Annotated in this window: 19 protein-coding genes; 12 read left to right on the top strand and 7 right to left on the bottom strand. The window is 71.7% G+C overall.

Annotated features, from left to right (window positions below; all coding sequences use genetic code 11):
• Positions 1-101 precede the first annotated feature (101 nt).
• Both B1H29_RS13045 and B1H29_RS13040 read right to left on the bottom strand, forming a co-directional pair.
• Positions 102-593, bottom strand: coding sequence for a DinB family protein (locus tag B1H29_RS13045; protein ID WP_055418044.1), 492 nt, complete (start codon positions 591-593; stop codon positions 102-104).
• Positions 594-631: 38 nt separating this feature from the next.
• The gene (locus tag B1H29_RS13040; protein ID WP_055418043.1) at positions 632-1,258 is read right to left on the bottom strand and encodes a class I SAM-dependent methyltransferase; all 627 of its coding nucleotides are present in this window, start codon (positions 1,256-1,258) and stop codon (positions 632-634) included.
• 102 nt (positions 1,259-1,360) lie between these two features.
• Between B1H29_RS13040 and B1H29_RS13035 the strand changes: the two genes are divergently transcribed.
• The gene (locus B1H29_RS13035) at positions 1,361-1,948 is read left to right on the top strand and encodes a helix-turn-helix domain-containing protein (protein WP_055418042.1); all 588 of its coding nucleotides are present in this window, start codon (positions 1,361-1,363) and stop codon (positions 1,946-1,948) included.
• A gap of 384 nt (positions 1,949-2,332) precedes the next feature.
• A complete protein-coding gene (locus B1H29_RS13030) occupies positions 2,333-3,916 on the top strand; it encodes a S8 family peptidase (protein WP_055418041.1) in 1,584 nt (527 codons plus the stop codon).
• A gap of 21 nt (positions 3,917-3,937) precedes the next feature.
• Here the strand turns inward: B1H29_RS13030 and B1H29_RS13025 are convergent, their stop codons facing one another.
• On the bottom strand, positions 3,938-4,516 hold the full coding sequence (locus B1H29_RS13025; RefSeq protein WP_055418040.1) for a serpin family protein: 579 nt from the start codon (positions 4,514-4,516) through the stop codon (positions 3,938-3,940).
• A gap of 296 nt (positions 4,517-4,812) precedes the next feature.
• On the opposite strand from B1H29_RS13025, the gene B1H29_RS13020 reads away from it, so the two are divergent.
• The 7 genes from B1H29_RS13020 to B1H29_RS12985 all read left to right on the top strand — a co-directional run bounded on the left by B1H29_RS13020 (position 4,813) and on the right by B1H29_RS12985 (position 12,967).
• Positions 4,813-6,084 carry a DUF4190 domain-containing protein gene (locus B1H29_RS13020; protein ID WP_055418039.1) on the top strand — a complete coding sequence of 424 codons (1,272 nt, stop codon included), beginning with the start codon at positions 4,813-4,815 and terminating at the stop codon, positions 6,082-6,084.
• 147 nt (positions 6,085-6,231) lie between these two features.
• Positions 6,232-6,984 carry a GntR family transcriptional regulator gene (locus tag B1H29_RS13015; RefSeq protein WP_055418038.1) on the top strand — a complete coding sequence of 251 codons (753 nt, stop codon included), beginning with the start codon at positions 6,232-6,234 and terminating at the stop codon, positions 6,982-6,984.
• Between the two features lie 398 nt (positions 6,985-7,382).
• The gene (locus B1H29_RS13010; RefSeq protein ID WP_055418037.1) at positions 7,383-7,574 is read left to right on the top strand and encodes an SPOR domain-containing protein; all 192 of its coding nucleotides are present in this window, start codon (positions 7,383-7,385) and stop codon (positions 7,572-7,574) included.
• Positions 7,575-7,607: 33 nt separating this feature from the next.
• On the top strand, positions 7,608-8,030 hold the full coding sequence (locus B1H29_RS13005) for a (deoxy)nucleoside triphosphate pyrophosphohydrolase (protein ID WP_055418036.1): 423 nt from the start codon (positions 7,608-7,610) through the stop codon (positions 8,028-8,030).
• An 80-nt stretch (positions 8,031-8,110) separates the two neighbouring features.
• Positions 8,111-8,584 (top strand): ATP-binding protein, encoded by a 474-nt coding sequence (locus B1H29_RS13000; protein WP_055418035.1) that lies wholly within the window; start codon positions 8,111-8,113, stop codon positions 8,582-8,584.
• Between the two features lie 305 nt (positions 8,585-8,889).
• Positions 8,890-11,475: a SpoIIE family protein phosphatase gene (locus B1H29_RS12995; RefSeq protein WP_055418034.1), complete on the top strand. Its 2,586-nt coding sequence runs from the start codon at positions 8,890-8,892 to the stop codon at positions 11,473-11,475.
• A gap of 241 nt (positions 11,476-11,716) precedes the next feature.
• Positions 11,717-12,967 carry a glycosyl hydrolase family 18 protein gene (locus B1H29_RS12985; protein ID WP_055418033.1) on the top strand — a complete coding sequence of 417 codons (1,251 nt, stop codon included), beginning with the start codon at positions 11,717-11,719 and terminating at the stop codon, positions 12,965-12,967.
• 24 nt (positions 12,968-12,991) lie between these two features.
• Here the strand turns inward: B1H29_RS12985 and B1H29_RS12980 are convergent, their stop codons facing one another.
• Genes B1H29_RS12980 through B1H29_RS12965 form a run of 4 tightly spaced genes read right to left on the bottom strand, consistent with a single transcriptional unit; the run spans position 12,992 to position 16,854 of the window.
• Positions 12,992-13,759, bottom strand: a complete 768-nt coding sequence (locus B1H29_RS12980; RefSeq protein ID WP_055418032.1) for a succinate dehydrogenase/fumarate reductase iron-sulfur subunit — start codon at positions 13,757-13,759, stop codon at positions 12,992-12,994.
• On the bottom strand, positions 13,756-15,699 hold the full coding sequence (locus B1H29_RS12975; RefSeq protein ID WP_055418031.1) for a fumarate reductase/succinate dehydrogenase flavoprotein subunit: 1,944 nt from the start codon (positions 15,697-15,699) through the stop codon (positions 13,756-13,758). The genes B1H29_RS12980 and B1H29_RS12975 overlap by 4 nt, the downstream gene beginning before the upstream one ends.
• Positions 15,699-16,535, bottom strand: a complete 837-nt coding sequence (locus B1H29_RS12970; protein ID WP_055418030.1) for a hypothetical protein — start codon at positions 16,533-16,535, stop codon at positions 15,699-15,701. Before B1H29_RS12970 ends, B1H29_RS12975 begins: the two co-directional genes overlap by 1 nt.
• 28 nt (positions 16,536-16,563) lie before the next feature.
• Entirely contained in the window at positions 16,564-16,854 is a 291-nt protein-coding gene (locus B1H29_RS12965) for a hypothetical protein (protein WP_055418029.1), read from the bottom strand.
• Positions 16,855-17,202: 348 nt separating this feature from the next.
• Between B1H29_RS12965 and B1H29_RS12955 the strand changes: the two genes are divergently transcribed.
• The 3 genes from B1H29_RS12955 to B1H29_RS12945 all read left to right on the top strand — a co-directional run bounded on the left by B1H29_RS12955 (position 17,203) and on the right by B1H29_RS12945 (position 23,587).
• A complete protein-coding gene (locus B1H29_RS12955; protein WP_055418028.1) occupies positions 17,203-19,569 on the top strand; it encodes an ABC transporter family substrate-binding protein in 2,367 nt (788 codons plus the stop codon).
• Between the two features lie 178 nt (positions 19,570-19,747).
• The gene (typA, locus tag B1H29_RS12950; RefSeq protein ID WP_055418027.1) at positions 19,748-21,655 is read left to right on the top strand and encodes a translational GTPase TypA; all 1,908 of its coding nucleotides are present in this window, start codon (positions 19,748-19,750) and stop codon (positions 21,653-21,655) included.
• 900 nt (positions 21,656-22,555) lie between these two features.
• Entirely contained in the window at positions 22,556-23,587 is a 1,032-nt protein-coding gene (locus B1H29_RS12945) for an ABC transporter permease (protein ID WP_055418026.1), read from the top strand.
• Positions 23,588-23,682: the final 95 nt, after the last annotated feature.

Raw genomic sequence — 23,682 nt, 5'->3', positions numbered from 1 at the left:
TGCCGATGCCGATGCCGATGCCGACGCCGACGCCGACGCCGTGACGGTACCGGCCGTCCCGGGCGCCGCCCCGCCGCCCGGCGCCGCCCCCGCCGCGGGCGTCAGCGCCCTGTCGCGCCGTCGATCAGTTCACGGAGGACGTCCGCGTGGCCGGCGTGCCGGCCGGTCTCCTCGATCATGTGGGCGAGTGCCCAGCGGACACTGGGCGCGGGGCGGCCCGGCCGCGGCCGGGGGACCGGCTCGCCGAGGTCGGTGCAGTCGTCGAGGGCGGCGTTCGCGCGCTCGACGGCCGCCCGGTAGCGGGCGACGACGTCGTCCACGCCGTCCTGCGGCGCGGCGTGGAACGTCGCCTGCCAGTCGGTGACCGTCTCGCCCAGGAAGATCGCGCGTTCGACGAAGGTCAGGTGGTTGAGCAGGCCGAGCAGGTTCGTGCCCGAGGGGACTTGGGCCGTGCGGACCTGTGGCTCTGGGGCGCCCTCGACCTTCGCGGCCATCGAGGTCCGCAGGTAGTCGAGGAACCCGCGCAGCACGTCGGTCTCGCCGCTTCCGGTCCGGGGCGGCGGGGTGTCCCCGCGGCGGGATCCGGTGGGCATGTGACCTCCTTTACGGTGGTGGCTCCCGGGCCGCCCGGTCAGGCGGTGCGGCGGACGAGCAGGACGTGGTCGACGACCTCGGCGGTGCGCCCGCCCGGGCCGGTCGCCGTCCTGCGGGGCGCGTCGGCCCGCTCGACCGTCCACGCCGCCGGGTCCAGGCCGATGTCCGCCGCGACCTCCCGCGGGGCCGGGTACCGGACGTCGGCATCCTGGTTCCACGACCACGGCGCGGTCGAGCCGTGGTCGACGACCAGCAGCCGCCCGCCCGGGCGCAGCGCGTGCGCGGCCCCGCGCAGGACCGCCGACCGGTCCAGGTCGAAGGGGGTGTGGAGGTAGTGGGCGCAGACCAGGTCGAACCGGCCCCCGGGGAAGGACTCGCGCAGGTCGTGCTGCTCGGCGGTGACCAGGTCGCCGAGGCCCAGTGAGCGGGCGCGGCCGGCGAGCCGCTCGGCCGCCACGGCCGAGATGTCGACGGCGGTGACCCGCCATCCCCGGCGGGCGAGCCACAGGGAGTCGCCGCCGTCACCGCATCCGAGGTCCAGCACGTCGCCGGGCGGCAGGTCCGTGACCGTCTCGACGAGGCGGCTGTTCGGCCGCGGATCGGTGGCCGGCGGCCGGCCGCCGTAGACGCCGTCCCAGAACGTGACCGCATCGGTGGCGCTCATCGGAGCTCCTTGTCTGCCGGGATCGTCTGTCGGAATGCGGCCAGTCTTCACCGGGGGCACGCGAGCCGGCACGGATTCTTGCCGTTGTGGCAAGGTGGTCCGATGGACGGCGGAACGGAAGACGTGCTCGGCTCGGTGGGGCCTCGGCTGCGCGCGCTGCGGCGCGACCGCGCCATCACCCTCGCCGACCTCTCGGCGGCGACCGGCGTGTCGGAGAGCACGCTGTCCCGGCTGGAGAGCGGGCAGCGCCGGGCGACCCTGGAGCTGCTGCTGCCGCTCGCCCGCATCTACGACGTTCCGCTGGACGACCTCGTCGGCGCCCCGCGCACGGGCGACCCCCGCATCCACCTGAAGCCGATCCGGCGGTTCGGGATGGTCTTCGTACCGCTGTCCCGGCGGCCGGGCGGGACCCAGGCCTTCAAGATGATCATCCCGAGCCGGCCCCGGCCGCTCGAACCGACCCCGCAGACGCACGAGGGCTTCGAGTGGCTGTACGTGCTGGGTGGCCGGCTGCGCCTGGTGCTGGGCGAGCGCGACCTGACGCTGACGCCCGGTGAGGCCGCCGAGTTCGACACGTCCCTGCCGCACTGGCTGGGCAGCGCCGACGGCGGCGCGGTCGAACTCCTCGTCCTGTTCGGCCTCCAAGGGGTGCGTGCGCACGTACGCACCGGCTCCCCGCCGGTCGCGTAGTACACCTGCGGGGCCCGGTCTCCCGGGCGGACGTCACGTCCGTCCCGGACGGCTGGCCGGACGGCTGGCCGAACGGGACGGCTGACCGGACGGCTGACGGGGCGACAGGCCGACTGACCGGCTGGACGGCCGACTGAACGACCGGCCGGCCGACTGAACGACGGGTCAGGAAGCGCATCGGGAAGCAGGTCGCTCAGACGGCACGGGGGCCCGCACATCCGTGCAAGGCCCTTGTGCAATTCCTCTGGAAGCCTCAATCTTTCGGCTGACGCACCAAAGTCGCCCCGGATTGACATGACCATGACCCGATGGTCGTGACCAGGGGCGGCCTGCTCGGCGTGCACGAACCCCACCACGCACCACCGACTGAGGAGGACCCCTCACATGGCAGTGCTGCGTCAGCACCCCCACCGCACCACCCGGCGAAGACTGGCCGCCGTCAGCGCCGCGGCCACCGCGGCCCTCGCCGCGAGCCTCGTCTCCGCGCTCCCCGCCACCGCCGCGGAGGGCCGCATCCAGTACCAGGACGCGGCGAACGCGGTCGCCGGCAGCTACATCGTGACCCTGAAGGCGGACGAGGCGAAGGCCGGTTCGGCCGAGGGCCGCGCCGTCGCGGGGCGCCACGGCGCCGAGATCGAGCGCACGTACACCAAGGCCCTGAACGGCTACGCGGTCGAGGCCTCCGAGGCCGAGGCGAAACGTCTCGCCGCCGACCCGGCCGTCGCCTCCGTCGTCCAGAACCGCACCTTCCACGTCACCGGCACGCAGCCCAACCCGCCGTCCTGGGGCCTGGACCGCATCGACCAGCAGAACCGCCCGCTGGACAACTCGTACACCTACCCGGACAGCGCCGGACAGGGCGTGACCGCGTACGTCATCGACACCGGCGTCCGCATCACCCACAACGACTTCGGCGGCCGCGCCTCCTACGGCTACGACGCCATCGACAACGACAACACCGCCCAGGACGGCCACGGCCACGGCACCCACGTCGCCGGCACCGTCGCGGGCGGCGCGTACGGCGTCGCCAAGCAGGCGGATGTCGTCGGCGTCCGGGTGCTCGACAACTCCGGCTCCGGCACCACCGCGCAGGTCGTCGCCGGCATCGACTGGGTCGCCCGCAACGCCGTGAAGCCGGCCGTCGCCAACATGTCGCTGGGCGGCGGCGCCGACAGCGCCCTGGACACGGCCGTCCGCAACGCCATCGCCTCCGGCGTCACCTTCGCCGTCGCGGCCGGCAACGAGTCCACCAACGCCTCCTCCAAGTCCCCGGCCCGGGTGACGGAGGCGATCACGGTCGGCGCCACCACGTCGAGCGACGCCCGCGCGAGCTACTCCAACTACGGCTCGGTCCTGGACCTGTTCGCGCCCGGCTCGTCCATCACCTCGGCCTGGAACAGCGGCGACTCGGCCACCAACACCATCTCCGGTACGTCCATGGCGAGCCCGCACGTCGCCGGGGCCGTCGCGCTGTACCTGGCCGACCACCCCTCGGCCACCCCGGCGCAGGTCGCCTCCGCGCTGACGTCCGCCGCCACCAGCGGCGTCGTCTCGAACCCGGGCAGCGGCTCGCCCAACCGGCTGCTGAACGTCGGCGACGGCGGCACCACGCCCCCGCCGACCGGCGACCGCTTCGAGAACACCGGCGACTACACCATCCGGGACAACGCCACCGTCGAGTCCCCGGTGACCGTCTCCGGCGTCTCGGGCAACGCGCCCTCGTCCCTGGCCGTCGAGGTGAACATCGTCCACAGCTACATCGGCGACCTCCAGGTCCAGTTGGTCGCCCCGGACGGCACGGCGTACACGCTGAAGTCGTACGGCACCGGCGGCAGTGCCAACGACATCAACACCACGTACACCGTGAACGCCTCCTCGGAGGCCGCGAACGGCACGTGGAAGCTGCGGGTCAGCGACAACGCGTCGTGGGACACCGGGCGGATCGACGCCTGGGCCCTGCAGTTCTGACGGACCGCTCCTGACGCGGGCTCAGTGCAGGACCTCGCCCTCGCGGTGCGGCTCCGGGTCGGTGACCCGGCCCGCCGCGAGGGCGAGGCGCGTGTGCCGGTGCACGGCGAGAAAGCCGAAGGGGCGGTCGAACACGGCCCGGACGGCGGTGCTCAGCCGGCGCGGCCGGGGCAGGGCGCAGCCGAGCGCGCCGATCGCCGTCACCGCGGCGGTCCCGAAGCCCCGGGCGTCGAACGTGGCCGTGGCCAACTGCCGGGCCGCCTCGACGTACCGGGAGTCCGAGCTGACGCCGGGGAAGTGACCGTGCGCGTCCCGCGCGGCCGCCGTGAGCCCGAACAGCCCGGGGCGCGCCGGCAGATCGTGCCCGGCCGTCATGCCGGAGGCCGTCGTCGACACCTCGAGCGCGGGCGGCTCGGGCCCGCTCGTGTGCTCCCGCCCGACACGGAGTCCGGGGCCCGCCTCCCCGTACGGCAGGCGGGAGCCCGGTGTCACCGGACGGGCACGCGCGAGGATGCCGATCCCCGCCCCCAGCACCTGCCCGGACGCCATGCTCTCCGCACCCAGCAGCAGATGGACGTCCACCGCGGGGTCGCCCAGCACCTTCAGCTCGGTGACGTGGCCGTCGGGTGTGTCCGCACCCCGATCCGGTCCAGCAGCACGCTCCGCCGGCTCAGCCCCGGCAGTTCACGCCCCTCCCACGGACCGCCCTCCGGGACGACGCGGACCTCTTCGAAGAGCCGCAGCCGCCGGGTGCGTCGCGTTCGTGCCCCGCATACCGCCCCCGTCCGCCGCGCGCTTACCATGCGCTCAGTGATCGGCCGGCCACCTCTCGGACCCGGCCGCCCCCAGCCCCGCGGCGCCTTGGCGTCACCGCCCGAAACAGGAGCACGGTACACGTGTCCATACCCCCGCCGCCCGGCCCTCAAGGGCCCTACGACCAGGGGCAGTACCCGCAGGGGCAGTATCCACAGGGCCAGCACCCGCAGGGGCAGTACCCGCAGGGGCAGTACCCGCAGGGGCAGTACCCGCAGGGGCCGGACTCGCCGGGCCGGTATCCGCAGGGGCCGTACCCGCCCCGGCAGCCGTACCCGGGCGGCTGGGGCGGGCCCTACGGGCCCTTCCCCCGGCAGCCTCCCGTCAACGGTCTCGCCATCGCCGCGTTCGTGCTGGGCCTCCTGTGCTTCGTGCCGGCGGTCGGGCTCGTGCTGGGGCTGACCGCGCTGGCCCGGATCAGGAGGAGGGGCGAGCGGGGCAAGGGGTTCGCCGTGGCCGGTTCCGTGCTGTCCTGCGTGGGGCTGGCCCTGTGGGCGGTGTCGCTCTCCACCGGCGCCGCCGCCGACTTCTGGGACGGCTTCCGGGACGCCGCGCGGGGCGAGGGCACCGCCTACGCGCTCGAGAAGGGCCACTGCTTCACCACCCCCAGCGGATCCCTGCAGGGGGTGACGTACGACGTCGAGCGGGTGTCCTGCCGGGAGGAGCACGACGGGGAGGTGTTCGCCGCCTTCGAACTGCCGGGCGGCGCCTTCCCCGGCGACGGGGAGATCACCCGGACCGCCGACGAGCGGTGCTACGGCCTCCAGGACGCGTACGCCATGGACCGGTGGGCGCTGCCGACCGACGTCGGCGTGTACTACCTGACCCCGACCTCGCAGAGCTGGCGCGCGGGTGACCGGGAGATCACCTGCCTGTTCGGGAACACGGACGAGCGGGGGACGCTGACCGGCTCGCTGCGCAACGACGGTACGGGCCTCGACTCGGAGCAGTACGCCTACCTGGTGGCGGAGGGCTACCTCAACCGGGCCACGGACGAGATGCCCGTGGCCGACAGCGTCGAGGACGACCTCGCCGGATACCGGGTCTGGGCGGGGCAGATGTCGGAGGCGCTCGTCCGGGAGACCGGGATGCTGCGCCGGCACGACTGGTCCGCCGACGCCGAGCAGCCGGTCGCCGACCTGGTCGAGGACCTGGAGACGGCGCGCGAGGAGTGGGGGCTGGCGGCCAAGGCCACCGACGTGGACACGTACTACGAGCACCTCGACAAGGGCTTCGCGCTCATCGAGGCCGACACGACGGTCACCGCCCGCAAGGCTCTGGGGCTCGACACCACGCCGCCCGTGTACGAGGAGAGCGGTGACGGCGGCGGAGAGAGCCCCGGCAAGGAGGTGTGACGGCGGCCATAGCGGGGAGAAAGTGCCTGCGTAAAGCCCTCCGACGGCACAAGTCATCACATCGAGTGATTCTCTGGCCTTTGCTTGCCTGGCGGAACCTACGGTTGCCACGCTGTTGCTGTCTGTACAACCCGATGGGAGCGGCCAGTGACATTCGGTGAGCAGCCGGCGTATCTGCGTGTCGCGGGTGATCTCCGTAAGAAGATCGCCGACGGCCTGCTGCCGCCCCACGCCCGCCTCCCGTCCCAGGCGCGGATCCGCGAGGAGTACGGCGTCTCGGACACCGTCGCCCTGGAAGCGCGCAAGGTGCTGATGGCCGAGGGGCTGGTCGAGGGCCGCTCCGGTTCCGGGACGTATGTGCGCGAGCGGCCCGTGCCCCGGCGCATCGCCCGCTCCGGGTACCGGCCGGCCGGCGGTGCCACGCCCTTCCGGCAGGAGCAGGCCGACGGCATGGCCCGCGGCACGTGGGACTCGCGCAGTGAGCAGGCCGAGGCGAGCGTCGCCGTCGCCGAGCGGCTCGGCATCAAGCCCGGGGACCGGGTGATGTGCACGCGGTACGTCTTCCGGGACGCCGGCGAGGCCATGATGCTCTCCACCTCCTGGGAGCCGCTGGACCTCACCGGCCGCACGCCGGTGATGCTGCCCGAGGAGGGACCGCTCGGCGGCATGGGCGTCGTGGAGCGGATGGCCGCCATCGACGTCGTCGTCGACAACGTCACCGAGGAGGTCGGCGCCCGCCCCGGCCTCGCCGAGGAGCTGCTCGCGCTCGGAGGCGTCCCGGGACACGTGGTCCTGGTCATCCAGCGCACGTTCTACGCCTCGGGCCGGGCGGTCGAGACGGCCGACGTGGTCGTTCCCGCCGACCGCTACCGCGTGGCGTACCACCTGCCCGTCAGGTAGTGGCGTACCACCTCCCGTCAAGTAGCGGCGCCGCCGGGGGAGTTCGCGCGTCGCCGGTGGTGTGAGATGGCGCACGCCTCTCGTGCGCCTCCCGCGCCCCTTTTCCTTGCCGGCGCCGGTCTCCACGCCCCGTGCCGTGCTCCGCGCGGCGCTGGATCACGGTCGTTCCCGCAGGTCGTCCCGGGGGTTTCCGGCATGCCTCCGACCGGAAGCACGGGCGTGCGCGGACGGCGCGTTTCGCATCGTGCGCCCCCTGCGTTCTGGCTGGTTGCGTACCTCTTTGTGTAAAGCCGTATTCGCTGCGTGAAGGTTGGGCGTAGGCTCGGGCATATGCGGATCGGGGTTTCCTCAGCGGGCGGGGTACGGCGCGGGCCGTGGACGGGAAGTGGAGGGGCGCGATGAACGACGGCACGGTCACTCTTCCCTGGCTGGTCTTCCGGCAGGACGACAACGGCAACCGCTACCGCGTGGGCAGGTACGCGACCCGGGCCGAGGCCCAGAAGATCGCGGACACCCTCGACGGTCGCGGACACAAGCAGCTCTACTGGGTCGAGGAGCTCGGCGCGAACGGCACGGGCACGGCGGACTGACCGCGCCGGCGAGCAGGCCGTAGGCTCCGGCGCATGACGGAACGGATCGTGGTGGGCGCCGCCCTCGTCGACGGTGGACGCCTGCTCGCCGCGCGCCGCAGCGCACCGGCCGAGCTGGCCGGACGGTGGGAGCTGCCCGGCGGCAAGGTCGAGGCGGGCGAGACGCCCGAGGCCGCGCTCGTACGCGAACTGCGCGAGGAGCTGGGCGTGACGGCCGAGCCCGGTGAGCGGGTCCCGGGGCAGTGGCCCCTGCGGCCGCCCTTCGTCCTGCACGTGTGGACCGCACGTATGCTTCCCGGCTCCGCCTCCCCCGAACCCCTCGAGGACCACGACGCCCTGCGCTGGCTCGCGCCCGCCGAGGTCTGGGACGTGCCCTGGCTCGACCAGGACGTGCCGGCCGTCGAGCGGGCGCTCGCGCACCTGGGGCTGGAGGCGACGGACGCGCGGGGCGGGTGAGCGCTCCGGCGTGAGCGCCCCGTGTGCCGTCGGCGCCACAGTGCGCCCCCCGGTGCGGTACCGGCGCTGGAATATCGGGTATGTGCCCATTAACCCCACGAAAGTGGACATGGGTAGGGGCGCCTGCCGGGGAAGTGATCGGCGTGATCGACAGCGAAGGCGGCTGTGCCGAGTGGTTCTTTCCCGCGGCGCCGGACGCCGTGCGGACCGCCCGCTCCCTCGTCCGCCGCACCCTGCACGGGTGGGACCTCGACGACCTCGGCGACATCGCCGCCCTGCTGGTCAGCGAACTGGTCACCAACGCCCTGCGGCACGCCACCGGCCCCATCGGCGTCCGCCTGGTGCGCCACCCCGCCGGACCGGACGGCGTGCTGCTGGTCGAGGTCTCCGACCCGCTTCCGGACCCGCCCCGCGAGCGCGTCGCCCGCCCCGGGGACGAGGACGGCCGGGGCCTGCAACTGGTGGCCTCCTCCGCGCGCCGCTGGGGAACCCGGCCCGGAGAGGTGGGCAAGACGGTGTGGTTCGAACTCGCGGTGCCGGAACGACCCGCGTGACACACCGATTTCAGGGCGTCCTTCACTCCTTCCGGTACGTCCTTCACCGCGCCGGAACGCCCCGACGCCGGGCCCGGCCCCGCCGGCCTACTGGTTCAGGCCAGTGGCAGTTGTCGAACTGCGTGATTCGATGCCGTGTCCGCTGGTTAGAAGAGTGGAAGTGTTGTCACGGTCCGGACCGAAAACCATCGGGACCGTGCTGTGATCGTGAACACCGTGTTGTGCGGCGCCGTAGTGCTGGATACTGCGGGCAGCCGCCCCCGGTGACCGGTGCCGGACGCGGTGAGCTGGAGGGGACGGTTCGCGTGAGCGAGATACCAGCGAGGGCCACGGAGTCCGAGGGCCCGTCGGACGGCGTGCCGTTCGGTGACGCGGTGTGGCAGAGCAGCCCACCCGGCTCCATCTACGACTACGTCAAGGTCGCGTCCTTCTCGATCGGTCCCGACGGGCTCGTCGACCAGTGGAGCCTGCGCGCGGAGCAACTGCTCGGCATCCGGGCCCCGGACGCCGTGGGCACCGACCCCATCGAGGCCTTCGTCGATCCCGAACTGCGGGAACGGGGCCAGCGCAAGATGGCCGAGATCCTGGACGGACGGGAGTGGACCGGAGTGGTCCCCTTCCGGGTGCCGGACGACGGCGCCGGCGGCGGGCAGCGCCGGCGCGGACAGCGCGGGCTCGCCGAGGTGTACGTCATGCCGACGCGGACGGAGGACGGTGAGAAGGCCGCCGTCTGCATCGTCGTCGACGTCCGCGTCCTGCGCACCATCGAGACCGACCTCGCCGCCTCGCAGGCCATATTCGGCCAGTCCCCGTTCGGCTTCCTGCTGATCGACCCCGACCTCAGGGTGCGCCGCGCCAACGAGCGGTTCGCCTCCGTCTTCGGCGGCACCCCCGACGACCACCGCGGCAAGGGCGTCCACGACTACCTGCCGCGCGCCGAGGGCGACCGGGTCTCCGCGACCCTGCGCCGGGTGCTGGAGACCGGCGACTCCATCACCGACATGCACGTCACCGGCTTCGTGCCGGGCTCGGAGGAACGCCGCCACTGGTCCGTCAACCTCTACCGCGTGCACAGCGGTTCCGGCCGGCCCATCGGCGTGGCCTGGCTCGGCACCGACATCACCGCCCGCCGTGAGGCCGCCCGCGAGGCCGCCGCCGCCCGGCGCAACCTCGCCCTCCTCAACGAGGCGGGCGCGCGCATCGGCAACTCCCTCGACCTGGAGACCACCGCCCGCGAACTCCTCGACGTCGTCGTCCCCGGCTTCTGCGACCTGGCCACCGTCGACCTCTACCAGGGCCTGCTGGCGGGCGACGAGACCCCGCCCGGCCTCGCCGACGGCGGCGCGGAACTGCGCCGCGTGGCCTTCTCCAGCGCAGTCTCCGACGTGCCCTTCCACGGCACCGGCGAGCGGGTCCAGCTCGGCGCCGTCCACCACTACCCGTTCAACTCACCCTGCGCGGACGCCCTGCGCACCGCCCGCCCGCGCAACGTCCCCGCCGAGGACGGCGGCCTCGTGCAGTCCACGCTGGCCGTGCCGATGGTCGCCCACGACACGGTCGTCGGACTCGCCCAGTTCGCCCGGACCAAGGGCAGCGAGCCGTTCGGTGACCGCGACCGCGACCTCGCCGTGGAGCTGGCCGCGCGGGCCGCCGTCTGCATCGACAACGCCCGCCTCTACCGGCGTGAGCACGAGCGCGCGCTGATACTGCAACGCTCCCTGCTCCCGCCCGGCGACCCCGAGGCGTCCGGCCTCGACATCGCCTGCCGCTACCTGCCCGGCAACGCCGCCACCGGCCGGCCCAGCGAGGTCGGCGGCGACTGGTTCGACGTGATCGAACTCCCCGGTCACCGCACCGCTCTGGTAGTCGGCGACGTCATGGGGCGCGGCCTGCGCGCCGCCGTCGCGATGGGTGAACTCCGCACCGCCGTACGCACGCTGGCCCAGCTCGACATCGAACCGGCCGAGGTGCTCTCCCAACTGGACGAGATCGCGCGCGGTCTCGGCGCCCCGGGGGGCGTCCAGCAGGCGACCCGGGCCGCCCGCCGGCCCCGCGAGGCCGACCTGTCCGAGGTCTACCTGGCGACCTGCGTCTACGCCGTCTACGACTCGGTGACCAGGCGCTGCACCTTCGCCAACGCGGGCCACCTGCCGCCCGTCCTGGTCGAGCCCGGCGAGTCCGCGCTGATGCTGGACGTCCCCCCGGGCCTGCCGCTCGGCGTCGGCGGCGAGCCCTTCGAGGAGGTGGAGGTGGAACTGCCCGAAGGCTCCCTGCTCGCGCTCTACACGGACGGACTGGTCGAAAGCCGCGACCACCCCCTCGACGAGGGCCTCCAGGCCTTCGTCGGCGCGCTCACGGACCCCGCACGCCCCCTGGAGGACGTCTGCGACCAGGTCCTCAACACCCTCGACAGCCACCACGGAGAGGACGACATCGCCCTGCTGATGGCCCGCGTCCAGGGCCTGCCCAGCGAGTCCGTCGGAGACTGGACCCTGCCGCGCGAGCCGCGCAGTGTCGGCCGGGCACGCGAGCTGGCCCGCGCCAAGCTGTTCGACTGGGACATGGAACCGCTGGTCGACACGACGGAGCTGCTCGTCAGCGAACTGGTCACCAACGCCCTGAGGTACGGCGAGGGCGAGATCAGACTCCGCCTTCTCCTCGACCGCACCCTGGTCTGCGAGGTCTGGGACTCCGGCCTGGTCCAGCCCCGGCGGCGCCGGGCCCGCGCCACCGACGAGGGCGGCCGCGGCCTGCAACTGGTCGGCCTGCTCAGCGCGGCCTGGGGCTCCCGCCGTACACCGCGCGGCAAGACGGTGTGGTTCGAACTGCCCCTTCCGGGCGCCGACACCCAGCTCACGGACCCGGCGGAGGCTCTGCTGAGCCTGTTCTGACCCGGCCCGGTGTCGTACGGGTCCGGGCGCGCCGGGTGCGGCGCCGGTGGCCGTAACCGGCCAGCAGCAGCGCCGCCCCGGCCGTGACCAGGGGCGGCACCAGGTCGGCGGAGATCACGGCGCCGCGCTCCCGACCGCAACCGGAACACCGGTTCGAGTCGTCCACGCTGGCAACACGTTCGGAGCGTATGCGCGTGAACCGGCCACCGCGACCGGGGAGGGCCACAGGGAGGGGAACGCCGTGGATCACACGGAACCGAGCACTGACCCGAGAACCACCGACCCGAAAGCCACCGACGCCAGAACCACAGACTCGAGCTCCACCGACCCGAAAGCCACCGACCCCGGAACCACAGACTCGAGCTCCGCCGACCCGGCAGCCACCGACCCGGCGGCCGACGGCGGCGAGGGCCCGCCACAGGGGCCGCCGCCCGCCCCCGACGACGAGGCCCGCACGGACGGTTCCGGTGGGAGCGGAAAGCGAAGAAGGCGGCTCCGCCGCGTACGCCGCACCACCCTCGCCATCCTCCTGGTCCTGCTCCTTCCCCTCCTCACCGCCGAGACGGCCCTCCGCGTCAATTACATGGGCGACCCCGCCGAAGGCACCCACACCAGGAACCGCGACGCGATGTGGCTGGGCCACGCCTGGGTGGACGGCCGCAAGGACGACGCGGAGCTCGCCGCCTTCGCCCGCCGCCTGAAGACCACCGGCATCCGGGACCTGTACGTCCACACGGGCCCGCTGGAACACGACGGCACCCTGCCCGAGTCCCGCTACCCCGAGGCCCGCTGGCTGATCGACGCCGTGCACCGCGAGCTGCCCGGTGTCCGCGTCCAGGCATTCCTCGGCGACGTCCTGGCCACCGAGGGCCCCGACGGCATGCACCTGGAACGCACCGCCACGCGCGCCGCCGTCGTCCGCAGCGCCGCGCAGGTCCTCGACGCGGGCTACGACGGCGTCCACCTCGACCTGGAGCCGCTGCACTCCGGCGACCGGGACTACCTCTCCCTCCTGGACGACCTGCGCGCCGTCACCCGTGACCGGGACGCACAGCTTTCCGTGGCCGCCCACCAGATCGACCCGCTCCCGGCCCTGCACTCCGTCTTCGGCGTCTTCACCGCACACCCCAAGTGGTGGTCCCAGGAGTTCTTCGGCCAGGTCGCCCGCCGCGTCGACCAGATCGCCGTGATGTCGTACGACACCGCGCAGCCGCTGGAGGGCACCTACGGCGGCTACGTGGCGCAGCAGACGTCCCTCGCCCTGGAGGTCACGCCGCCCACCACCCACCTGCTGATGGGCCTGCCCTTCTACTACGAGAGCAACTTCGACCACTGGGGCCACGCCGAGACCGTCGCCGCCGCCGTCCGGGGCGTCCGCCTGGGCCTGTCCCGGACGGACGCCGACCGCAAGCTCTTCGGCGTCGCCCCGTACATCGACTTCGCGGCGACGGAGACGAACTGGGACGAGTACCGAGAGGGCTGGGTCCGCTGAGCGAGCGCTCGACGCCCTACGGGCCTAGGACCGGCGCCTGATCTTCGACCCCAGCCACACCAGCGGGTCGTACTTGCGGTCCACGGCCCGTTCCTTCAGCGGGATCAGCGCGTTGTCCGTGATCTTGATGCCCTCGGGGCAGACCTCCGTGCAGCACTTGGTGATGTTGCAGTAGCCGAGGCCGTGTTCGTCCTGGGCCGTGCGCCCGCGGTCCAGGCCGGTGTCGCCGGCCGCGTCCAGCGGGTGCATGTCCAGTTCGGCGACGCGCATGAGGAAGCGCGGCCCGGCGAAGGCGGGCTTGTTCTCCTCGTGGTCACGGACCACATGGCAGGTGTCCTGGCACAGGAAGCACTCGATGCACTTGCGGAACTCCTGCGAGCGGTCCACGTCCTCCTGCGTCATCCGGTACTCGCCCGGCCCGAGATCGGCGGGCGGGACGAAGGCCGGGACCTCGCGGGCCTTGGCGTAGTTGAAGCCGACGTCCGTCACCAGGTCACGGATGACCGGGAAGGCGCGCAGCGGCGTGACGGTGATCGTCTCCTCGCGGGTGAAGACGGACATCCGGGTCATGCACAGCAGCCGCGGCCGTCCGTTGATCTCCGCCGAGCACGAACCGCACTTGCCCGCCTTGCAGTTCCAGCGCACGGCGAGGTCGGGGGCCTGGGTGGCCTGGAGGCGGTGGATGATGTCGAGGACCACCTCGCCCTCGTTCACCTCGACGCGGAAGTCCTCCAGGCCGCCGCCGTCGGTGTCGCCCCGCCACACCCTGAAGCGGGCCTCGTAGCCGCTCATTCGGACAGCTCCTCCTCGGCGAGGTACTTGGCGAGCTCGTCCTTCTCGAAGAGGGCGAGCAGGTCGGGCCGGACGGGTTCGGTGGCCGTCCGTTCCAGGGCGATCTGGCCGCGCTCGGGGTCCGTCGCCGCCGCGCCGCCGCTCGGGTCGGCCAGGGAGCACAGCAGGTTGGCCGGGCGCCACCGGCGGTCCATCGAGGGATGGTCCTCGCGGGTGTGCCCGCCGCGCGACTCGGTGCGTTCCAGCGCGGCCCGCGCCACGCACTCGCTGACCAGCAGCATGTTGCGCAGGTCCAGGGCGAGGTGCCAGCCCGGGTTGAACTGCCGGTGCCCTTCGACTCCGGCCCGCCGGGCCCGTACCCGCAGCTCCGCGAGCTTCTCCAGGGCCTGCTTCATCTCCGGCTCGCGGCGGATGATGCCGACCAGGTCGTTCATCGTCTGCTGGAGCTCCTGGTGGAGGGTGTACGGGTTCTCCGGCGGGCCGTCGGACGGCTCGGGCGCCTCCGCCTCGGCGGAGAACGGCCGCAGCGCCTCCGCGGCGGCGGCGTCGACCTGGGCGCCGTCCACCCGGGGCCGCGCGTCGGACGCCCGCCCGGCCGCGTACTCGGCGGCGTGCCAGCCCGCCCGGCGCCCGAAGACCAGCAGGTCGGACAGCGAGTTGCCGCCGAGCCGGTTGGAGCCGTGCATGCCGCCGGCCACCTCACCGGCCGCGAACAGCCCCGGCACCCCGCGCGCGGCGGCCGTGTCGGAGTCGACCGCGATGCCGCCCATCACGTAGTGGCAGGTGGGCCCGACCTCCATCGGCTCGGCCGTGATGTCGACGTCGGCCAGCTCCTTGAACTGGTGGTACATCGAGGGCAGCCGGCGCTGGATCACCTCGGCGGGCATCCGGGTCGAGACGTCGAGGAAGACGCCGCCGTGCGGGGAGCCCCGGCCCTCCTTGACCTCGGCGTTGATCGCGCGCGCGACCTCGTCCCGCGGGAGCAGTTCGGGGGGCCGCCGGTTGTGGTCCGGGTCGTCGTACCAGCCGTCGGCCTCCTCCTCCGTCACCGCGTACTTGTCCTTGAAGACGTCGGGGACGTAGTCGAACATGAACCGCCTGCCGTCGGAGTTGCGCAGCACCCCGCCGTCGCCGCGCACCGACTCGGTGACGAGGATGCCCTTCACGGACGGCGGCCAGACCATGCCGGTCGGGTGGAACTGCACGAACTCCATGTTCAGCAGCGGCGCACCGGCCAGCAGCGCCAGCGCGTGGCCGTCACCCGTGTACTCCCACGAGTTCGACGTCACCTTGAAGGACTTGCCGATGCCGCCCGTGGCGATCACCACCGAGGGCGCCTCCAGCACGAAGAAGCGGCCCGACTCGCGCTCGTAGCCGAAGACGCCGGAGACCTGGCGTCCCTCCTTGAGGACACGGGTGACCGTGCACTCCTGGAACACCTTCAGGCGGGACTCGTAGTCACCGGTCTCCCGGAAGTCCTCCTGCTGGAGCGAGACGATCTTCTGCTGGAGGGTGCGGATCAGCTCCAGGCCCGTACGGTCGCCGACGTGGGCGAGGCGCGGGTACTCGTGGCCGCCGAAGTTGCGCTGCGAGATCCGGCCGTCCTTCGTACGGTCGAACAGCGCGCCCCAGGTCTCCAGCTCCCACACCCGCTGCGGGGCCTCCTGGGCGTGCAGCTCGGCCATCCGCCACTGGTTGAGGAACTTGCCGCCGCGCATGGTGTCGCGGAAGTGCACCTGCCAGTTGTCGCCCGGGTTGGCGTTGCCCATGGCGGCGGCGATGCCGCCCTCGGCCATCACGGTGTGCGCCTTGCCGAACAGCGACTTGCAGATCACGGCCGTACGGGCGCCCCGTTCGCGGGCCTCGATGGCGGCGCGCAGTCCCGCGCCGCCCGCGCCCACCACGACGACGTCCCATTCCTGCCGGTCGACCACGGACATCAGAACAACCTCGGATCGTCGAAGGCACCGGACGCGACGAGATACACGTAGAGGTCGGCGAGCGCCACGCTCACCAGCGACGCCCAGGCGAGCAGCATGTGCCGGGCGTTGAGCTTCCCGACCCACTGCCACATCCGGTAGCGCACGGGGTGCCGGGAGAAGTGCTTCAGCTTGCCGCCGACGATGTGCCGGCAGGAGTGGCAGGAGAGGGTGTACGCCCAGATCAGCACGATGTTGACGAGGAACACCAGGGTGCCCAGGCCCATGTGGCCCCACGCGTAGTGCTCGTCGCGGAAGGCGAGCACCGTGTCGTAGGTGAGGATCAGCGCGACCAGGAGCGCGGCGTAGAAGAAGTACCGGTGGATGTTCTGCAGGATCAGCGGGAAGCGGGTCTCGCCGGTGTACTTCTTGTGCGGCTCGGCCACCGCGCAGGCCGGCGGGGACGCCCAGAACCCCCGGTAGTAGGCCTTGCGGTAGTAGTAGCAGGTCAGGCGGAAGCCGAGCGGGAAGATCAGGATGATGATCGCGGGGGAGATGCCCCACCAGCCGCCGAACAGGTCCCAGTTGGGGCCGCCGCGCATCGGCTCGCAGTTCTGCGCCAGACAGGGGGAGTAGAAGGGCGAGACGTACGGCGCCGCGTAGTAGTCCGCATTGGCGAAGGCCCGCCAGGTCGAGTAGACGACGAAGGCCAGCAGGCCCGCGGCGGTGGCGGCCGGTGCCAGCCACCAGCGGTCGGTGCGCAGGTGCGGGGCGCGGATGGCGGCGCGCGTCGGGGTGTGGACGCCACCGCCCCGGGGATGGGGTTCGGTGGCTGGAGGTTCCGTACCAGTGGCCACTGGGCGACTCCGGTCGGTCGGGTCGGGTTCAGGGGGCGCGGCGGTCGCGGGCGCCGAGGCCCTCGTCGTCCGAGTCCGTCCACAGTGAACCGTCGTAGGGCGTGTCGGGGATCGGGACGAGGTCCGGACGTTTGGGCGCGTCCGGTACGGCCGCCGCCGTCCGCAGCAGCGCGAAGCTCTCGCGCAGGTGGTCGGCGTCGGTGCGGACCCGGCGGACCTCGAGTCCGCCGCTGCCCAGCCGCTGTTCCAGTCGGGCCACCGACCGGCACAGCTCGTCGAGACTGCGTTGCATCGATGACAGGTCGTCGTGCACGGACATGACGTGACCTCGCTCTCGTCGGACGCGGCACGGGGCCGGCCCTGGGTGTCGACGTTCATGCGCCTGCGAGTGTCGCGCGTCACACCTGCCGCTGGGAAGGGATGTGCGCCGATTGGCCGGGGCGTGTCGGTGCATCACGGGTGGTATTGCGCCGCACGGGTGAGGTTACGCACCGTCGTCGCCGTGTCTCCCAGCGTCGCCGAACCGTTTCCTCTTCAGTGGCGGCATCCCCGCCCGGGATACAAATGATCAACACCAATACCGCATATAGCGCATTCAACACCCGCGTACCACGTATATGCCGCCACAAGTGATCACCATGCCCGCGGCCCACCGGAGGTAGCAGAGATGTCCTACGTCGGCGTCGGACCGCGCGCGGTCATGCGCTCGGTCGCCTTCCTCACCGCGGGCGTGCTCGCGGTCCCCGCGCTGGCCGGCTGCAGCTCCGAGGACCCGTCGGGCAAGCCGCTCGCCGAGCAGGACGTCGCCGCGGCGGCCCGCGCCCAGGTCTCCGACGGCGGCACCCTGCGCTGGGCCGTGGACTCCGTGCCGGACACACTGAACACCTTCCAGTCGGACGCCGACGCCGCCACGACCCGCGTGGCCCAGGCCGTGCTGCCCTCGATGTACCGGATGGACGAGACCGGCCGCCCGGTGCGCAACCCCGACTACCTGGAATCGGCCGAGGTCGTCGAGACCGAGCCCAAGCAGGTCGTCGTCTACAAGCTCAACCAGCAGGCCGTCTGGAGCGACGGCCGCGAGATCGGCGCCGCCGACTTCGCCGCCCAGTGGCGCGCCCTGTCCGGCAAGGACAGCGCCTACTGGACCGCCCGCAACGCCGGCTACGACCGCATCGAGAAGATCCAGCGCGGCGACAGCGACCTGGAGGTCAAGGTCACCTTCAGCCGGCCCTACGCCGACTGGAGGTCGCTGTTCACGCCGCTGTACCCGAAGGACGTCATGGGCACCCCGGACGCCTTCAACGACGGCGCCCGGCGCAAGCTCGAGGTCACCGCCGGCCCCTTCGCCGTCGAGAAGGTCGACACCGAGGACGACGAGGTCGTACTCACCGGCAACCCGCGCTGGTGGGGAGAGCCGGCGAAGCTGGACCGGATCGTGCTGCGCGCCGTACCCCGCGACGAGCGGGTCTCCGAGCTGGTCGCGGGCAAGCTCGACCTGGCCGAGGTCGACCCGGGCACCGCCGAGCGGGCCGGCCTGGCCGCCGCCGAGCGGGAGGCCGGTACCGGCGCCCCGCTCATGGGCCCGGACGGCACCCCGGCCGCGGACTCGGGCGGCTCACCGCTCCCCGGCCCGCAGGGCAGGTCCGCCGCCCAGGCGCTGCGGTCCTGGGCGGTGGCCAACGGATCCGACGAGGAGGCCGCCGAGGAGGAGATCGAGGCCCGCGAGGAGCGGCGCGAGGCCCGGGCGAAGCTCGAACGCCGGCAGCAGGCCCTGAGCGGCTTCGAGGTCCGCAAGTCGCTTGAGCCCGCCTACACCCAGCTCGCCCTGAACGGCGCCGACGGCCCCCTCGCCGACGAACGCGTCCGTCGGGCCGTGGCCCGGGCCCTGGACCGCGAGGAGCTGGCCGAGGCGGTGCTGGGGCCGCTGGGCCTGCCCACCGAGCCCGTGGGCAGCCACCTCGCCCTGTCCGGGCAGGCCGCCTACGCCGACGGCAGCGGCGCCCTCGGCGAGCAGGACGCCAAGGAGGCCCGGGCCCTGCTCGCGGACGCCGGGTGGGTGCCGGGCGGGCCCGTGAAGGAGTCCGAGGACGGCGAGGAGGCGGCCGGCGCCGAGGGCGAGAAGGACGAGGACGGCAAGGACGAGGACGGCAAGGACGAGAAGAAGTCCGAGGGCGGCGACGAAGGGACGTACATCGTCGGCGAGGACGGCAAGAACACGGACGGCAAGAACACGGACGGCAAGGACGGGGACGGCAAGAACACGGACGGCAAGGACGGGGACGGCAAGGACAGTAAGGACGGGGACGAGGACGGTAAGGACGAGGACGGGGACGACACCGACGACACCGACCAGGAGAGCGGCGAGAAGCACAGCAGCGGCAAGAACACCGCACAGGGCGGCGCCACCGGCGCCTACGCCCCCAAGGGCACCGCCGCCCCGGCCGGCTCGGCGACGGCTCCGCTCGCCAAGGACGGCAAGGCGCTCACCCTGCGCTTCGTCCTCCCCTCCGGCCCCGGTTCCGAGGCGCTGCGCACCGTGGCCGACCGGATTTCGGACATGCTGGAGAAGATCGGCATCGGCACCGACGTCACCAGGGTCCCGGACGAGAGCTACTTCAAGGACCACGTCGCCTCCGGCGAGTACGACCTGGCCCTCTACTCCTGGCCCGCCTCCGCCTTCCCCGCCACCGACGCCCGCCCCATCTACGCCAAGCCGGTCCCGGCCGCCGACGGCTCCCTGAACGTCGCGCAGAACTACACCCGGGTCGGCACCGACCAGGTCGACCAGCTCTTCGACCAGGCCATGGCGACGCTGGACCAGAAGGAGGCCCGGGACCTGCTCCGCAAGGCCGACTCGCGGATCTGGGCGGCGGCCGGTTCCATCCCCCTCTACCAGCGCCCCCAGATCCTGGCGGCCCGGAAGAACCTCGCCAACGCGGGCGCCTTCGGTTTCGAGACCCCGGTCTACGAGGACATGGGCTTCCTCAAGAAGGGCGCCCACGGCTCACGTCCGTCGGCCTCTCCCGCGTCCTGACCGGGGTGCCGCGGAGCCCTGACCGGGGGCCCGCGGCCGGCCCGTACAACACCCGGGAAGCCTTGGCCCCCGGGGCCCCGTACCATTGGGTGAGGCCGTGGCATGTATCGCCCGGCAGGCCCGCGTGACACGGACGTACGCGAGGGCCGTCCTCACACCCTCCGGGAGTACGCCTCATATGGCCACGCGCCACGACATCCGCAACGTCGCCATCGTCGCCCACGTCGACCACGGCAAGACCACCATCGTCGACGGAATGCTCAAGCAGGCCGGTGCCTTCGCCGCGCACCAGCTCGACTCCGTCGACGACCGCATGATGGATTCGAACGACCTGGAGCGTGAGAAGGGCATCACGATCCTCGCCAAGAACACCGCGGTGAAGTACCACCCGAAGGACGGCGGGGACCCGATCACGATCAACATCATCGACACCCCCGGCCACGCCGACTTCGGCGGCGAGGTCGAGCGCGGTCTGTCGATGGTCGACGGCGTCGTCCTGCTCGTGGACGCCTCCGAGGGCCCGCTGCCGCAGACCCGCTTCGTGCTGCGCAAGGCGCTCAGCCAGCGGCTGCCGATCATCCTCTGCATCAACAAGACGGACCGCCCGGACGCCCGGATCGACGAGGTCGTCAACGAGACGTACGACCTCTTCCTCGACCTGGACGCCGACGAGGAGCAGATCGAGTTCCCGATCGTCTACGCCTGCGGCCGGGACGGCGTCGCCTCCCTCACCAAGCCCGAGGACGGCACGGTCCCGTCGGACTCCACCGACCTGCGGCCGTTCTTCTCGACGATCCTGGACTACATCCCGGCTCCGACCTACGACGAGGAAGCCCCGCTCCAGGCGCACGTCACCAACCTGGACGCCGACAACTTCCTCGGCCGTATCGCCCTGCTCCGCGTCCACCAGGGCGAGCTGAAGAAGGGCCAGACGGTCGCCTGGATGAAGCGCGACGGCTCGGTGAGCAGCGTGCGCATCTCCGAGCTGATGATGACCGAGGCGCTCACCCGCAAGCCCGCCGAGAAGGCCGGCCCCGGTGACATCTGCGCGGTCGCCGGCATCCCGGACATCATGATCGGCGAGACCCTGGCCGACCAGGAGAACCCGGTTCCGCTGCCGCTGATCACGGTGGACGAGCCCGCGATCTCCATGACCATCGGCACCAACACCTCCCCGCTGGTCGGTCGCGGCGCCACCGGCAAGGGCGCGGACAACAAGGCGGTGGTCAAGGACCGCAAGGTCACCGCCCGCCAGGTCAAGGACCGCCTGGACCGCGAACTGATCGGCAACGTCTCGCTGCGCGTCCTGGACACCGAGCGTCCGGACGCCTGGGAGGTGCAGGGCCGAGGTGAGCTGGCGCTCGCCATCCTGGTCGAGCAGATGCGGCGCGAGGGCTTCGAGCTGACGATCGGCAAGCCGCAGGTCGTCACCAAGGAGGTCGAGGGCAAGACGTACGAGCCCGTCGAGCGCATGACGATCGACGTGCCCGAGGAGCACATGGGCGCGGTCACGCAGCTCATGGGCGTGCGCAAGGGCCGGATGGACAACATGTCCAACCACGGCTCCGGCTGGGTCCGCATGGAGTTCGTGGTTCCGTCCCGCGGTCTGATCGGTTTCCGCACGGAGTTCCTGACCCAGACCCGCGGCACCGGCATCGCGCACTCCATCCACGAGGGCCACGAGCCCTGGTTCGGCACCCTCACGACCCGTAACAACGGTTCGCTGGTCGCCGACCGCTCCGGTGCCGTCACCGCGTTCGCGATGACGAACCTCCAGGAGCGCGGCGTGCTCTTCACGGAGCCCGGCACCGAGGTGTACGAGGGCATGATCGTCGGCGAGAACTCCCGCGCCGACGACATGGACGTCAACATCACCAAGGAGAAGAAGCTCACCAACATGCGGTCGTCCTCGGCCGACTCCTTCGAGGCGATCGTCCCGCCGCGCAAGCTCTCGCTGGAGCAGTCGCTGGAGTTCTGCCGCGACGACGAGTGCGTCGAGGTGACCCCGGAGGCGGTTCGCATCCGCAAGGTGAACCTGGACGCCCGCGAGCGCGCCCGCGCCGCGAGCCGCGCCAAGCACGGCTGATTCCACTCACCGACGGCACCGGACACCACGTTCGACGTGGTGTCCGGTGCCGTTTGGCGTGGTGCGGAGCGCCGGCGGCCGCGAGGGGCCGCCGAGAGGCGTAGGGATAACCCTCGATTTCGTGACGAGGCGCCGTCGAGCGGCTCGTTCCGCACTAACCTGCGCGGAAACCGGAGCGCCGACGGGTCGATTTTCGGTCCCCGTGGCCGGCGTCGCCGAGCGCGAGACAGACCTGCAAGGCAGCCTGCACCGCCGTCGCGTTACGCGCAATCACTTTTCGTCACACAGGCGTCCGTTATACGGACAGTGACCTCCGTTAGATGTGTAACAAGTCCGTTTCGCTGTGATCTCTCACCAAACCCTTTGTCCGGATTTTGAAAGATCTGGCCTCTATCTGTGATCGAACCGAGACCTCGAAGGTGTGGTTCGTTCCCTGGCCGATGGCAGATAGTTAGCCACATAAAGCTCGGATGAACGGGTCACGCGCTGACGGTGCGGACTCGCGAGCGGCGGGGGCACTTGGCGAATCTCCGGTCACCCATGAGTGGCCGGGATGTGTCGTGTGCTCCTCTTTGCGGTGAACCAGCGGATTCATGAGGAGGAACCCATGCGAGGTGCCACAAGCGCCATATGGGTCGTATCGTCCCCGATGGCAGGTGTAGGCCCCGCGGGTGCGTTCAGTGCCGTCACGGTGGTTGCGGTAGCGGCCAGGCGTCGCGAACTTCCTTGACGACGCGTGCCGTCGGCCGGTGGATGCCGGTCGCGAGCCAGGGTTCTCCAGGGGTGATGTCGCCCCTCCGTCGTTGTTCCCCTCGCGCGCTGCGGAAGACGTACGCCGTGCGAAGGCCGTCGGACGGCCGTGCAGTCCCGACGACCTCCAACCTGTGAAATGGACGAATCATGACGAGTCCAATCGAGATTGAGGGTGCTGAAGCCTCTTCCGTCTTGGACAAAGAGAGCGCGCCGCAGGGTGACGCCCAGGAGACCAAGGCGCCGGAAGGGCGCAAGCCCGGGCAGTTGATGTGGGCGCGCTTCAAGCGCGACCGGGCCGGTGTGGTCTCTGCCTTCGTCGTCCTGTTCTTCTTCGTGATCGCGGCGGCGGCGCCGCTGATCTCGAAGGTGTACGGCAAGGACCCGTACACGCTGTACGGGCAGGAGAACCCCGACCTCCTGGACATGTTCACCATGCCGGCCGCGCCGTTCGGCGGTATCTCCGGCGACTTCTGGTTCGGCATCGAACCGGGTCTGGGCCGCGACGTGTTCACCCAGTTGCTGTACGGGATGCGCAACTCGATGGCCACCGCGCTGGCGGCGACCGTCATCATGACGGTGCTGGGTGTCCTGATCGGCCTCGCCGGCGGCTACTTCGGCGGCAAGATCGACTACTGGCTCGGCCGGACCACCGACTTCTTCATGGCGCTGCCCAGCCAGCTCTTCTTCGTCGCCGCGATGCCCGTCATCACCACGGTGTTCGTCGCCCCGGACAAGGAGACGCCCACCTACGTGCGCGCCTGCGCGATCATCATCGTGCTGTCCTTCCTGGGCTGGATGAGCATGGCCCGCATCGTCCGGGGCGCCACGATGTCCCTGCGCGACCGGGAGTTCATCGAGGCGGCGCGCATTTCCGGTGCCTCGCCCTGGCGCATCCTGCGCAAGGAACTGCTGCCCAACATCGTCACCCCGACGCTGGTCCAGGCGACGCTCACGCTGCCGAGCACCATCCTCAGCATCGCGTTCCTGTCCTTCGTGGGTGTGGGGTACGTCGAGCCGACGCCGGACTGGGGGCGGATGTTCGCCATCGGCGCCGGCATCGTCGAGCAGGATCCGTACTACATGCTCTTCCCCGGAGTGGCCATGGTGATCTTCATTGTGGCCTTCAACCTCCTCGGTGACTCGGTGCGGGACGCCTTCGACCCCAAGACGAACCGCTGAGATCACAGGGGAATCCCCCCACATCCCCGCCCGGCCGGTTCGGTGCCGCTCAGCCCGGCCCAGGCCACGTACCAGCAGTGCTCACTACTCACAGG

Source organism: Streptomyces pactum, from assembly GCF_002005225.1.
Lineage (GTDB): Bacteria > Actinomycetota > Actinomycetes > Streptomycetales > Streptomycetaceae > Streptomyces > Streptomyces pactum_A.
This window is presented reverse-complemented; position numbering and strand designations above follow the sequence as displayed.